Origin of the sequence: Pseudonocardia sp. EC080619-01, assembly GCF_001420995.1 — a bacterium.
Lineage (GTDB): Bacteria > Actinomycetota > Actinomycetes > Mycobacteriales > Pseudonocardiaceae > Pseudonocardia.
Genome location: NZ_CP012184.1, coordinates 1905441 through 1918054, shown reverse-complemented (window position 1 = coordinate 1918054; position 12614 = coordinate 1905441). Strand labels below are relative to the sequence as shown.

At 73.0% G+C, this 12614-nt stretch carries 14 protein-coding genes; 11 read left to right on the top strand and 3 right to left on the bottom strand.

The features are described from left to right. Nucleotides 1–10: 10 nt before the first annotated feature. Nucleotides 11–1204 (top strand): acyl-CoA dehydrogenase family protein, encoded by a 1194-nt coding sequence (locus AD017_RS08825; RefSeq protein WP_060573894.1) that lies wholly within the window; start codon nucleotides 11–13, stop codon nucleotides 1202–1204. Here the strand turns inward: AD017_RS08825 and AD017_RS08820 are convergent. Further along, the gene (locus tag AD017_RS08820) at nucleotides 1189–1671 is read right to left on the bottom strand and encodes a hypothetical protein (protein ID WP_227013366.1); all 483 of its coding nucleotides are present in this window, start codon (nucleotides 1669–1671) and stop codon (nucleotides 1189–1191) included. The two genes, AD017_RS08825 and AD017_RS08820, sit on opposite strands and share 16 nt — an antisense overlap. Before the next feature lie 271 nt (nucleotides 1672–1942). Here AD017_RS08820 and AD017_RS08815 point away from each other — a divergent pair, with 271 nt between their 5' ends. From AD017_RS08815 to AD017_RS36120, 4 genes are all read left to right on the top strand, one after another. Then, nucleotides 1943–2464: a general stress protein gene (locus tag AD017_RS08815; RefSeq protein ID WP_060573893.1), complete on the top strand. Its 522-nt coding sequence runs from the start codon at nucleotides 1943–1945 to the stop codon at nucleotides 2462–2464. Between the two features lie 137 nt (nucleotides 2465–2601). Then, nucleotides 2602–4851: a carbon starvation CstA family protein gene (locus AD017_RS08810; protein ID WP_060573892.1), complete on the top strand. Its 2250-nt coding sequence runs from the start codon at nucleotides 2602–2604 to the stop codon at nucleotides 4849–4851. Then, the gene (locus AD017_RS08805; RefSeq protein ID WP_010229733.1) at nucleotides 4809–5039 is read left to right on the top strand and encodes a YbdD/YjiX family protein; all 231 of its coding nucleotides are present in this window, start codon (nucleotides 4809–4811) and stop codon (nucleotides 5037–5039) included. The genes AD017_RS08810 and AD017_RS08805 overlap by 43 nt, the downstream gene beginning before the upstream one ends. Before the next feature lie 133 nt (nucleotides 5040–5172). Continuing rightward, entirely contained in the window at nucleotides 5173–6549 is a 1377-nt protein-coding gene (locus AD017_RS36120; protein WP_227013365.1) for a class I SAM-dependent methyltransferase, read from the top strand. A 44-nt stretch (nucleotides 6550–6593) separates the two neighbouring features. Here AD017_RS36120 and corA read toward each other — a convergent pair whose 3' ends face one another. Continuing rightward, the gene (gene corA / locus AD017_RS08795; RefSeq protein ID WP_029239517.1) at nucleotides 6594–7712 is read right to left on the bottom strand and encodes a magnesium/cobalt transporter CorA; all 1119 of its coding nucleotides are present in this window, start codon (nucleotides 7710–7712) and stop codon (nucleotides 6594–6596) included. A gap of 342 nt (nucleotides 7713–8054) precedes the next feature. On the opposite strand from corA, the gene AD017_RS08790 reads away from it, so the two are divergent. Continuing rightward, a complete protein-coding gene (locus tag AD017_RS08790; RefSeq protein ID WP_010229726.1) occupies nucleotides 8055–8558 on the top strand; it encodes a MaoC family dehydratase in 504 nt (167 codons plus the stop codon). A gap of 184 nt (nucleotides 8559–8742) precedes the next feature. Here the strand turns inward: AD017_RS08790 and AD017_RS08785 are convergent, their stop codons facing one another. Then, entirely contained in the window at nucleotides 8743–9150 is a 408-nt protein-coding gene (locus AD017_RS08785; protein ID WP_029239516.1) for an NUDIX hydrolase, read from the bottom strand. A 104-nt stretch (nucleotides 9151–9254) separates the two neighbouring features. On the opposite strand from AD017_RS08785, the gene AD017_RS35215 reads away from it, so the two are divergent. Genes AD017_RS35215 through AD017_RS08765 form a run of 5 tightly spaced genes read left to right on the top strand, consistent with a single transcriptional unit; the run spans nucleotide 9255 to nucleotide 12609 of the window. Further along, the gene (locus AD017_RS35215) at nucleotides 9255–9407 is read left to right on the top strand and encodes a hypothetical protein (protein WP_010229720.1); all 153 of its coding nucleotides are present in this window, start codon (nucleotides 9255–9257) and stop codon (nucleotides 9405–9407) included. Nucleotides 9408–9411: 4 nt separating this feature from the next. Further along, the gene (locus AD017_RS08780) at nucleotides 9412–9969 is read left to right on the top strand and encodes a PH domain-containing protein (RefSeq protein ID WP_010229718.1); all 558 of its coding nucleotides are present in this window, start codon (nucleotides 9412–9414) and stop codon (nucleotides 9967–9969) included. Nucleotides 9970–10024: 55 nt separating this feature from the next. Then, a complete protein-coding gene (locus tag AD017_RS08775; RefSeq protein ID WP_060573891.1) occupies nucleotides 10025–10894 on the top strand; it encodes a PHP domain-containing protein in 870 nt (289 codons plus the stop codon). 51 nt (nucleotides 10895–10945) lie between these two features. Then, nucleotides 10946–11827, top strand: a complete 882-nt coding sequence (locus AD017_RS08770) for a PD-(D/E)XK nuclease family protein (protein ID WP_060573890.1) — start codon at nucleotides 10946–10948, stop codon at nucleotides 11825–11827. Further along, complete coding sequence (locus AD017_RS08765; protein WP_060573889.1) at nucleotides 11824–12609, top strand: hypothetical protein; 786 nt, start codon at nucleotides 11824–11826, stop codon at nucleotides 12607–12609. Before AD017_RS08770 ends, AD017_RS08765 begins: the two co-directional genes overlap by 4 nt. Nucleotides 12610–12614 lie beyond the last annotated feature (5 nt).

Here is a 12614-nt window from a genome sequence, read left to right as displayed (position 1 = left end):
AGGAACACCCATGGCCCGGCTCGCACGGACCGCCGGTCTCACCGACATCCAGGAGGAGATCCTCTCCACCGTCCGCAGCTTCGTGGACAAGGAGATCATCCCGCACGCCACGGCGCTGGAGCACGAGGACGCCTACCCGCAGGACATCGTCGACGGGATGAAGGAGATGGGGCTGTTCGGCCTCATGATCCCGGAGGAGTACGGCGGTCTCGGCGAGTCGCTGCTGACCTACGCGCTCGTCGTCGAGGAGATCGCGCGCGGCTGGATGAGCGTCTCCGGTGTGATCAACACCCACTTCATCGTGGCCTACATGCTGCGCCAGCACGGCACGCAGGCGCAGAAGGAGCGCTACCTGCCGAAGATGGCCACGGGCGAGACCCGCGGCTCCTTCTCGATGTCCGAGCCCGACCTCGGCTCGGACGTCGCGGCCATCAAGACCAAGGCCGTGCAGGACGGTGACGACTACGTCATCGACGGCGCCAAGATGTGGCTGACCAACGGTGGCACGTCGAACCTGACCGCGGTGCTGGTCAAGACCGACGAGGGCGCGGAGAAGGCCCACCAGAACCTCACGACGTTCCTGGTCGAGAAGCCCACCGGCTACGGCGAGGTCGCTCCCGGCCTCGTCATCCCCGGCAAGATCGACAAGATGGGCTACAAGGGCGTGGACACCACCGAGATGGTGTTCAAGGGCCACCGGGTGTCCGGCGACCAGATCCTCGGCGGGGAGCGCGGCAAGGGCTTCTCGCACATGATGGACGGCGTCGAGGTCGGCCGGGTCAACGTCGCCGCCCGTGCCTGCGGCATCGCGATCCGGGCCTTCGAGCTCGGCGTCGAGTACGCCCAGCAGCGCTCCACCTTCGGCAAGCCGATCGCCCAGCACCAGGCGATCAGCTTCAAGCTCGCCGAGATGGCGACCAAGGTCGAGGCCGCGCACCTGATGATGGTCAACGCCGCGCGCCTGAAGGACCGCGGCGAGCGCAACGACGTCGAGGCCGGCATGGCCAAGATGCTCGCCTCGGAGTACTGCAAGGAGGTCACCGAGGAGTCGTTCCGCATCCACGGCGGCTACGGGTACTCCAAGGAGTACGAGATCGAGCGCCTCATGCGTGAGGCCCCGTTCCTGCTCATCGGCGAGGGCACCTCGGAGATCCAGAAGACGATCATCTCCCGGGGCCTGCTGCGCGACTACAAGCTGCGCTGAGCGGCCTGCCCGTGGGCTGAGGCGTCCGGCCGGCACGACCGGCCGGACGCCGGCGCCCCGCTCCGCCGCTCACACCGGTACGACCAGCCGCGGGACGCCGAGAGCTGCGGCGTAGTCGAGCGTGTACCGGGTCCCACCGGTCGGCTCGTCGCCCAGCGGGAAGCCGACGACGAGCCGGCTGCGGTCCACCATCCACCGGTTCCGGGCGTGATAGGCGTCCGTCCGAGCCGCGCGGCACCGAGCTCGACCACGGCGGCCAGCCGGTGCGCGTCCTGCCACCGGCGGACGGCCGCGGCCGCGACGTCCGGCTGGTCGGCGACCGTGCACGGCACGACGACGACGATCGCGGCGTCCGTGCACCGCGCGAGCCAGTCGAGCGCCGCGGTGTCGATGCCGACCGCGCCGCCGACGTGGACGGTCGTCCCGGCCCGGGCGAACGGCGCCACGAACTCCTCGAACAGGGCCACCGGTCGTGTGTCCGGTTCCGACCGGACCCCGCGCGAGCCGGTGATCGTCAGTGCGTCGGGCAATGCGGCCTCGCCGGTGTCGTCGGTCGTCGGTCGTCGTGTGCCGGGTGCGTTCCGCGGAACGCACCCGCTCCGCGTCGTCACGGCGGCGTCCCGGATCCGCCGGGGGCGGCGACCCGATCGGTGACGTACCGGACGTCGTTATCCTCCCGGGCACATCGAGCAGTCCTCGTGCGTTGAGGGGGTTGCGAGCGTCGAGAAGGAGTGCACCATGACCAACCCCTTCGGCGGCCAGGCACGCCCGGCACCGGGCCTGCCGCAGCTGCCCACCCCGCCGACCGGGTGGCCGGTCGGCTCCTACGCCACCTACGAGGAGGCGCAGCGCGCCGTCGACCACCTCGCCGACTCCGACTTCCCGGTCCGGGACGTCACGATCGTCGGCGTCGACCTGATGCTGGTGGAGCGGGTCATCGGCCGCCTGACCTGGGGCCGGGGGCTCGCCTCGGGCGCGGCGTCCGGCGCCTGGTTCGGTCTGTTCGTCGGTCTGCTGCTCAGCCTGTTCTCCCCGGACGGGAGTTTCCTCCCGATCGTGGTCGGCCTGGTCTCCGGCGCCGTGTTCGGCATGGCCTTCGCCGCCGCCGGCTACGGCGCCAGCAAGGGCCGCCGGGACTTCCAGTCGTCCAGCCAGATGGTCGCCGGACGCTACGACGTCCTCTGCGAGCCCCGCAACGCCGAGCAGGCCCGGGAGATGCTCGCCAAGCTCGCGATGGGCGGTCCCGGCGGGGGTTTCTGACCCCGCCCGGACCCGTCCCGGCCGCCGTCACCCGGCAGGGTGGCGGCGGTCTCGTGCGTCGGGGCCCCGCACCCGTTCCCTTTCCCGGCGAAGCTCCCTAAAGTGCGCGCGTCGGACATACCGGAAAGGGACACTCGATGACACAGGTGTCACGAGCGGGCGCGGCGGGGCACGACCTGCCCCCGGCCGCGGTCGACGAGGACGTGCTGCTCGCGGAGCGGCGGAAGTGGACCCCGTTCAAGATCGCGATCTGGGCGACGATCGCGCTGCTGGGCGGCCTGGGCTGGGTGATGGTGGCCCTGGTCCGTGGCGAGACGGTCAACGCCATCTGGTTCGTGTTCGCCGCGGTGGCGACCTACCTGATCGCCTACCGCTTCTACTCCACCTACATCGAGGACAAGCTCCTCAAGCCGGACGACCGACGAGCGACACCCGCGGAGTACAAGGAGAACGGGCAGGACTTCCTCCCGACCGACCGCCGCGTCCTCTACGGCCACCACTTCGCCGCCATCGCCGGTGCGGGCCCGCTGGTCGGCCCGGTGCTCGCGGCGCAGATGGGGTATCTGCCCGGCACGATCTGGATCATCGTCGGGGTCATCCTGGCCGGGGCGGTGCAGGACTACCTGGTCCTGTTCTTCTCGATGCGCCGGGGCGGCCGCTCGCTGGGGCAGATGGCCCGCGAGGAGCTCGGCCGGGTCGGCGGCGCCGCCGCGCTCGTCGCGACGCTCGCGATCATGATCATCCTGGTCGCGGTGCTGGCGCTGGTCGTGGTGAACGCGCTCGGCGAGAGCCCCTGGGGCGTCTTCTCGGTCGCGATGACCATCCCGATCGCGCTGTTCATGGGCGTCTACCTGCGCTTCCTGCGGCCCGGGAAGGTCTCCGAGGTCTCCTGGATCGGCTTCGTCCTGCTGATGGTCGCGATCATCGCGGGCGGCTGGGTCGCGGAGACCGAGTGGGGCGCGTCCGTCTTCACCCTGGAGCCGGTGACGATCGCCTGGGGCATCATCGTCTACGGGTTCATCGCCGCGGTGCTCCCGGTGTGGCTGCTGCTCGCCCCGCGCGACTACCTGTCGACGTTCATGAAGATCGGCACGATCGTGCTGCTCGCCGTCGCGATCATCGTCGTGCGGCCGGAGCTGAACGCGCCCGCGTTCAGCGAGTTCGCCGGACGCGACGACGGCCCGGTCGTCTCCGGCTCGCTGTTCCCGTTCCTGTTCGTGACCATCGCCTGCGGCGCCCTGTCCGGGTTCCACGCGCTGATCTCCTCGGGCACCACGCCGAAGCTGGTGGAGAAGGAGCGGCAGACCCGGTTCATCGGCTACGGCGGCATGCTCATGGAGTCGTTCGTCGCCATCATGGCGCTGGTCGCGGCCCTGTCCATCGACCGCGGGCTCTACTTCGCGATGAACGTGCCCGCCAACCTGACCGAGGGCACCGTCGAGGGCGCGGCCGCGTTCGTCAACTCGCTCGGGCTGATGAACGTCAACGTCACCCCGGACCAGCTCGCGACGACCGCGGCGCTGGTGGGGGAGGAGTCGATCGTCTCCCGGACCGGCGGTGCGCCGACGCTGGCGGTCGGTCTCGCGAACATCATGCAGCAGTTCATCGGCGGTCCCGCCATGATGAGCTTCTGGTACCACTTCGCGATCATGTTCGAGGCGCTGTTCATCCTGACCGCGGTCGACGCGGGCACCCGGGTGGCGCGCTTCATGCTGCAGGACGCGATCGGCACCGTCGTCCCGAAGTTCAAGGACACCTCGTGGCGGGCCGGGGCATGGATCTGCACCGCGCTGATGGTCGGTGGCTGGGGCGCGATCCTGGTCATGGGCGTCACCGACCCGCTCGGCGGGATCAACACGCTGTTCCCGCTGTTCGGCATCGCCAACCAGTTGCTGGCGGCGATCGCGCTCGCGGTCTGCCTGGCGCTGGCCGCCCGGGGCGGACGGGCCCGCTACCTGTGGATCATCGCCGTACCGCTGGCGTTCGCGGCCGTCATCACGGTCACGGCGTCGATGTACAAGATCTTCTCGTCGAACCCGAAGATCGGGTACTGGGCGCAGCACCTCGCGTTCCGGGATGCGATCGCCTCCGGCGAGACGAGCTTCGGCACCGCGGGCACCCCGGAGGCGATGGCGGCCGTCGTCCGCAACACCTTCATCCAGGGGACGCTGTCGATCCTGTTCGTCTCGCTGGCGATCGTCGTGATCGTGACCGCCGTGCTGGCGACCTGGAAGTCGGTGCAGGCAGGCGGGCGCCCGGACAACGAGGACCCGGCCGTCCCGGCCCGGATCTACGCACCGGCCGGGATGATCGCGACCCCGGCGGAGAAGGAGCTGGAGAAGCAGTGGGCGGAGACCGTCGGCACGCCGGCCCGGTCGGGGCACTGAGCCCGGTGCTCGACCGGCTGCGCGGCCTGCACCGCTGGTGGCGGGGGGTGATCGGGGCGGACCTCTACGACCGCTACCTCGACCACCACCGCCGGGCCGGGCACGACCACCCGCCGATGACCGAGCGGGAGTACTGGCGGGCCCGGACCGACCACCAGGAGCGCAACCCGCAGGGCCGCTGCTGCTGAGCGCCCCGGCTGCGCCGCACGGGTGGTGCGGCGCAGCCAGGGACGTCCGGACGGGCGGCACGATCGCGTGCGGGGTGTGTCCCCGGGCGCGTCGAGGTTCCCGTCACGCGGCGCGGCGGGCAGGATCGGCTCCGTGAACGGCGAGGCGTGGCAGAGCGACGAGATCCGCCCTTCCACCGTGCACCGGGCCTACGGGCGCGGCGCGGCCGGGTACGACGCGTTCGTCGGGATGATCCCCGGCTACCGCACGCACCTGAGGGTCTCGGCGTCGCGGATGGGTCTGGGCGAGGGGTACGGCCTGCGCCTGCTCGACATCGGGTGCGGGACCGGCGTCTCGACCGAGGCGTTGCTGACCACGGTGAAGGGCGCCGAGGTCGTCGCGGTCGACGCGTCCACCGAGATGCTCGCCGTCGCGCGCCGGAAGAACTGGTCCCCGCGGGTGTCGTTCGTGCACGCCAAGCTGGAGACGCTCGCCGAGGCCGGGATCGAGGGCCCGTTCGACGGCATCCTCGCCTCCTACCTGGTCTCCAACCTGCCCGACGCCGAGCACGGCCTCCGCAGGCTGCTGTCGCTGCTCGCGCCGGGCGCCCCGCTCGCCGTGCACGACTACGCCGTCGGCGGCACCCGCGGCCGGGCCCGCTGGGCGACGGCGGGCTGGGGCTACCTGCTGCCCCTCGCGGCCGCCCGCTGGGGCGTCTCCGACCTGCTGCGCTACCGGCTGAAGCGGGTCGCCTCCGCCGGCGGGCCGGAGCAGATGAAGCTGCGGATGGAGCGGGCCGGGTTCGGTGACGTCCGCGTCCAGACGATGGGCGGGGTGCAGCAGCACCTCGTGCACACCTTCCTCGGGCGGCGCCCCGAGGAACCGGACGTCGTGGGGGAGCGGAAGGCCCGGTCGTCGGCACTGGCCGCGGCCGGCTGGCGGCCGGTCGGCGCTCCCGGCCGGGACACCCCGCAGGACGCCGGCCCGGTCGACGAGGGCGGTCCGGAGGACCCGGGCTACGCCGACGAGCTGCCGGACGAGGTCATCGAGGACACCGGGGGCGAGGGTGACGCCGCCGAGGACGGTGCGGACCCCGCACCTCGCCCGGACGGTCCCTCCGGGACCGGCCCCCGCGACCCGGACGACGACGCGCCGGACCGGCCCCGCGGGCGCGGCGCGTCCCTGGCCGGACGCTGGCGCGGGACACCCGCGCCTGCGGAGCCGTCCGGGGACGGCACGGGCTCCCGGCAGGACGGCCCGGACGAGGCCGGCCCGGCAGCCCGCCCGGCCGACCGCGATCCGGCCGGCCCCGGCTCGGGCTCCGCGGACCGTGCCGCGCCCGACGCCGACGACGCCGACTCCACCGGCCGCTCCGACGCCGGCGCCACGCCCGGCGATGCCGACGCAGGGCCCGGCGACTCCGGGGACGGCGACTCCGGGGACGGCGACTCCGGGGACGGCGACCCCGCGTCCGGCGACCCCGACGACGAACCGCCGACCCCGCCCACCGGCACCCGGACGGTCCGCTGACGGACGTCCGCCGACCGCGGGACCCTGCGGCCCCGGACGGTCCGCTACAGCCAGCCGTTGCGGCGGAAGTTCCGGTACAGCAGCGTGCAGATGGTCGCGATGACCAGCAGCACCAGCGGGTACCCGAAGTTCCAGTGCAGCTCGGGCATGTAGTCGAAGTTCATCCCGTAGACCCCGGCGATCATGGTCGGGACCGAGATGAGACCGGCGTAGGCGGTGATCTTCCGCATGTCGTTGTTCTGCCGCATGCTGATCTTCGCCAGCACCGCGTCGACCAGCGTGGTCAGCAGTTCGTTGAACCCGGCGACCTGCTCGGCGACGCCGCCGAGGTGGTCGTCGACGTCGCGGAAGTAGGACCGCACCTCGTGCGGCACCAGCGCGCTGTAGCCCTCCGACAGCTTGCGCATCGGCCCGACCAGCGGCATCACGCTGCGGCGCAGGTCGAGGATCTCGCGCTTCATCACGTAGATCTGCTCGGGGTTCATCGTCGAGCGGGGTGAGAACACCTCGGCCTCGACGGCGTCCAGATCGCCCTCGATCTGCCGGACGACCTCGATGTAGGAGTCGACCACGTGGTCGGCGATCCCGTGCAGCACCGCGGCGGGCCCCAGCCGCAGCTGGTCGGGGTCCTCCTCGAGACGGCGGCGCACCTCGCGGAGGCCGGTGTGCCTGCCGTGCCGGACCGTGACGACGAAGTCCCGGCCGAGGAACGTCATGACCTCGCCGGTCTCGACGATCTCGTTGGCCGTCGTCGGGTCGGCGTGGCCGACGTAGCGGACCGTCTTGAGCACCATGAACAGTGTGTCGTCGTAGCGCTCGAGCTTGGGCCGGTTGTGCGCGTGCACCGCGTCCTCGACGGCGAGCTCGTGCAGCCCGTAGGTCTCGGCGACACCGGAGATCTGCTCGGCGTCCGGCTCGTGCAGGCCGATCCAGACGAAGCCGTCACCGCGCTCGCGGACCTCGGCGATGGCCTCGTCGTGGGTCCAGCGGCCCGGCAGGCGTTCCCCGTCGACGTAGACGGCGCAGTCGACGACGTAGGCCGACAGCGGGACGCGCAGCCGGTCGGCCGGGCTGTTCGCGGCGGCGCGGGCGGCGGCCCGCTCGGCGCGACGGCTGCGGCCGGCGGACCGGATGGCGGGGCGGAGCTGGGAGAGCGAGGGCATCACGGGAGGAACCTCCGGGCGGGGACCGAGGTCGTGCGGCCGCACCGGCGGCCGCCTGGCTCACGACTCGCCTCCCGCCGGGGCTCAGCCCGGGAGCGTGCTCCGGGCAGAGGGGAGCGGGAGGCGGCACGTACTGCTCGCCGGTGTCCGGGACTCTGACGACACCGCTCTCACCTCCCTGGATCCGACGGGTCCGTCCCTGTCATCGCGCACACGCACCGGAACGTGTCGGAGATGTGAGATCCCCGACCGGGCACGTGTGAGCCGGACCGCCGTGTCGCTCGCGGGCCACCGGATAGATTACCCGCGCAACGAGTCGTCGGCGTGATGGGAGCGTGAACGGTGCAGTTCGGGCGCTACTACGAGGAGTTCGAGGTCGGTGCCGTCTACAAGCACTGGCCCGGTAAGACGGTCACCGAGTACGACGACCACCTCTTCTGCCTCCTCACGATGAACCACCACCCGCTGCACATGGATGCGCACTACGCAGGGGAGACCACGGACTTCGGCAAGAACGTCGTGGTCGGCAACTACATCTACTCGCTGCTGCTCGGCATGTCGGTTCCCGACGTGTCCGGCAAGGCGATCGCGAACCTCGAGGTCGAGTCGCTCAAGCACACGAAGCCGACCTTCCACGGGGACACGATCTACGGCGAGACCGAGGTCCTGGACAAGACCGAGTCGAAGTCCAAGGACGACCGCGGCGTCGTGTACGTCGAGACCCGCGGCTACAAGCAGGACGGCACCGTCGTCTGCACCTTCCGGCGCAAGGTGATGGTGCCGAAGGAGAAGTACGGGGAGACCCGCGGCGGGGAGCAGCCCGGCCGTCCGACCCCCCAGGTCTGAGACGCGCGCCTCGGCCCCGCACCGGATCCCGGTCGCGGGGCCGACGTGTGTCCCCCACACGCCTCCCCGGGGCGCCGCGCGGATCACCCGGTGCAGTGTCGGGGCCGGGTCCCGCCCCGCGGCCGGGGCTCCGGCGGCCGGGCCGGCACCCGTCGTGGGGCCAGGTGCGGGTGGGCGGGTCGCCTCAGCTCCGCGGGAGGCAGCCCCAGCCCGTCAGGGCCTCGGTGAGGCCGTCGACGACGGGCAGCGCGGCGTAGGCGGCACGGTCCACGAACCGGGCGTCGTCGGCGTCGTCCCCGGGCCGCGGTTCCGTCGCGGATCCCGAGGTGAGGGCGCACGCGTAGTCCGCGATCCGGTAGGGCCCGCGGTGCACCACGCCGACGAGCCTGCCGGGACGTACCGTCAGGCCGGTCTCCTCGGCCAGTTCCCGGACGACGGCGGTGTGGTCGTCCTCACCGGGCTCGACCCGGCCGCCCGGGACCGACCACCGGCCACGCCCCGGCTCGTTCGCCCTGCGTACCAGCAGCAATCGGCCGTCCGGGTCAAAGACGATTCCACCCACGCAGGCGACGTGTCGGCTACTGTCGGTCATCCGTAACGACGGTACGCTGCTCGGGTGCCGGTACCCCGGGTCCGCGGGGCTCGGGTACCAATGACGAGGTTGTTCCCAACGGGCCGGAACGGGTGACGAGTAACGTGCGCAAGATTCTGATCTTCGCCGCTGTGGCGCTGGGTATCTTCCTGGTCGTGACCGCGCCGCAAGCGGCGGCGGGATCGGTGCAGAACGTCGGCAACATCCTCTACGACGCCGCCCAGTCGGTCTCGACCTTCGTCACGTCGTTGATCTGATCCCGTGCTCGCGCCCCGGGAGATCGACGAGTACCTGCTCCCCACGGAGCGGCGCGTCATCCGTGTGCGCCAGCACTGGGCCGTCATGGCCCGGCACATCCTGCAGACGGGCCTGTTCATCCTGATCGTCGTCGCGATCGAGCAGTTCACCGACGGCAGGCAGCTCGGTACGTCGGTCGACATCCTGATCGACAACCTGGCGTTCTACCTGGTGCTGGTCGCCGTACTGCGGTTCACGGCGCTCACGATCCTCTGGTGGATCGAGCGCATCGTGATCACCGACAAACGCGTGATGATCGCGCAGGGGATCATCGTCCACAACGTCGGCATGATGCCGCTCGGCAAGGTCACGGACCTGACCTTCCGCCGGTCGCTGTCCGGTCGTCTGCTCGGCTACGGGACGATGGTGGTCGAGTCGGCAGGTCAGATCCAGGCCCTCAACAAGATCGACTACATGCCCCGGCCCGAGGAGATCTACGAGGCGCTCTCCGAGCTGGTGTTCGGCGAGAAGGGCAAGACTCGCGCGACGGGCATGCTCGCCAAGCCGCGCTGGCGGCGCTGAGACGCCCGTCCGGAGGGACGGGCCGCGTGCACCCGCGCGGCGCTAGGGTCGGCCCGTGCCCGTGATCGATCTGCACGCCCACTCCACCGCCTCCGACGGCACCGACACCCCGGCCGAGCTGGTCCGCGCGGCCGGCGCGGCCGGGCTCGACGTCGTCGCGATCACCGACCACGACACGACCCACGGCTGGGACGACGCGGTCGCCGCCCTGCCGGCCGGTCTGTCCCTGGTACGCGGTGCCGAGTTCTCCTGCCTCAGCCCCACCGGCCGCACGGGCGAACCGCGCTGCTCGGTGCACCTGCTCGGCTACCTGTTCGACCCGCGGCACGACGCGATCGTCGCCGAGCAGGACCGGCTGCGGGAGGAACGGGTGCAGCGGCTGCACACCATGATCGGCCGGATGGCGGCCGACGGGTACCCGGTCGACGTCGACACCGTCTTCGCCCACCTGCCCGAGGGCGGCAGCGCCGGACGTCCGCACCTGGCCCGGGCACTCGTCGCCGCCGGCGTCGTCGGTTCGGTCGACGAGGCGTTCGCCGAACTGCTGCACAACGACAGCCCCTACTACGTGCCGCGGGCCGACACCGCGGTCGAGACGGCCGTCGAGATGATCGTCGCGGCCGGCGGGATCGCCGTGTTCGCGCACCCGCTGGCTCGCAGGCGCGGCACCGTGATCGAGCCGTCGGTGCTGGTCGACCTGGTCGGGTACGGGCTCGGCGGCGTCGAGGTGGACCATCCGAACCACCTGCCCGCCGACCGGGAGCTGCTGCGGGGCCTCGCCGCCGAGCACGGCCTGCTGGCCACCGGGTCCAGCGACTACCACGGCACCAACAAGACCACCCCGCTCGCCGAGGAGACCACCGCGGCCGAGGTCTACGACGCCGTCGTCGCCCGCGCCTCCGGCGTGCCGGTCGTGCACGGCTGATCCGTCCGGGCGACCCGCGGGGGGTGACCGGGGTCGCTGTACCGTGGACGGATGGCCCGGACCACCCCTGCCACCACCGGGTGCCCGGACGGTCAGCTCGGCCTCGACCTGCTGGATCCCGACTTCGGCGCCCAGGCACTGCACCGGGTGACCCCCGCCCGGCTCGACGCGTGGGACGCCTGCCCGCGGCGGTACCGGATGCTGCACGTCGACCGCCCTGCCCCGCCCCGCGGTGGCGCCTTCGCGCACACCACGCTCGGCGCCGTCGTGCACCTGGCGCTGCGGTCGCTGGCCGCGCTGCCCCCGTACCGGCGGACCCCGGCCGAGGCCGCCGGGCTGGTCCGGCGACACTGGTCCGACGAGGGGTTCGCCGACCGTGAGCAGGCCGCCCGGTACCGGCGTCGCGCCGAGGAATGGCTGGCCACGGCCGCGGAGGGCCCGGTCGGCGCGACCGAGCCGCTCGCCGTCGAGCGGTGGGTGAGCGCGGCCGCGGGCGGGCTGCTCGTCGAGGGCCGGATCGACCGCGTCGACGACGGCGGCGAGGGCGCGGTCGTCGTCGATTTCAAGACCGGGCGCCGGGTCCCCACCGACGACGACGCCCGGGACTCCCGCCAGCTCGCGTTGTACGCCGTCGCCACCGCCCAGGTGTTCCGCCGCCGCTGCCGGCGGGTGGAGCTGCACCACGTCCCCACCGGCACCGTCGCGGCCTGCGAGCACGACGACGCGTCCCTCGACGGCCACGTCCGGGCCGCGGAGGAGACCGCGGGCGCCGCCGCCGCGGCGACCGGCGCGCTCGCCGGGGGCGGCGACCCGGCGGAGCTGTTCCCGGTGCGTACCGGTGCGCAGTGCGGCACCTGCCCGGTGCGTCGGCACTGCCCCGAGGGTCGCGCCGCGGCACCCGAGCCCCGCCCGTGGGACCTCCTCGTCCCGTGAGCACCGACCCGCGCCACCCCGACCGGCCCGGACCGCGCGGTCCCGGCGACCGGTTTCCCGGCCACCCGCCACCGGACCGGGGCGGTCGTCCCGCACCGCCCGCCCCACCCCGGCACCGGCCGGCCCCGGGCGACGGACCGGTCCCGCCCGGCGGCGCCCGGCACGGCGGCTCCGGGCCGCCGGAGCCGCCGACCCGGCCCTCCGGTGTCCCCCAGGGGCACCGCCCACCGGTGCGGCGCGCCCCGGCCGGGCCCGGTGCCGGAGGTCCCGATGCGTTCGCCGGCGACGGCGCCCGTCGTGGGCCGGCCGGCCCGGGAGGCCGGCGCCGGGACACGGACCAGGCGCCGGGCCGGGCCGGTGGCGGCGGATCGCGGCGCGGGCCGGCCGGACCGGCCGGGGGCGACCGTGCGCGCCGCCGTGGCGACGACGGCCATCCCGCGTCGCGGGCACCGGGCGGCGACCGCGACGACCGTCGGCGCACCCCCCGCGCCGCCGGACGGACGACCACCGCCGCCGGACGGGTCCTGCGCGGGGTCTCCGGCGTGCTCGCCGGTGGCCTCGTCGTGCTGGCCGTCGGGCTCGGCATCGTGGAGTGGGTCGCCGGGAGCAACGGTGTGCCCGGCCCGGGCTCCGGTGCGCTCGCCGGACACGCCGGCGCGGCCGTCGCCGCCGTCGTCGGGCAGGTCGTCGCGGACCGGCGCCGGGACCGGACCGGGTCCCTCGTCGCGCTCGGCGTCGTCGGGCTCGCGGCGCTGGTGCTGGGGGCCGGCTGGTTCCTGTAGCCCGG

Bases quoted from the DNA above. Each gene is read 5' to 3' on its own strand.
- AD017_RS08770 (WP_060573890.1), top strand. From the start codon at position 10,946: ATGGCCCGGACCACCCCTGCCACCACCGGGTGCCCGGACGGTCAGCTC.
- AD017_RS08810 (WP_060573892.1), top strand. From the start codon at position 2,602: ATGACACAGGTGTCACGAGCGGGCGCGGCGGGGCACGACCTGCCCCCG.
- AD017_RS08785 (WP_029239516.1), bottom strand. From the start codon at position 9,150: ATGACCGACAGTAGCCGACACGTCGCCTGCGTGGGTGGAATCGTCTTT.
- corA (WP_029239517.1), bottom strand. From the start codon at position 7,712: ATGCCCTCGCTCTCCCAGCTCCGCCCCGCCATCCGGTCCGCCGGCCGC.
- AD017_RS08815 (WP_060573893.1), top strand. From the start codon at position 1,943: ATGACCAACCCCTTCGGCGGCCAGGCACGCCCGGCACCGGGCCTGCCG.
- AD017_RS08825 (WP_060573894.1), top strand. From the start codon at position 11: ATGGCCCGGCTCGCACGGACCGCCGGTCTCACCGACATCCAGGAGGAG.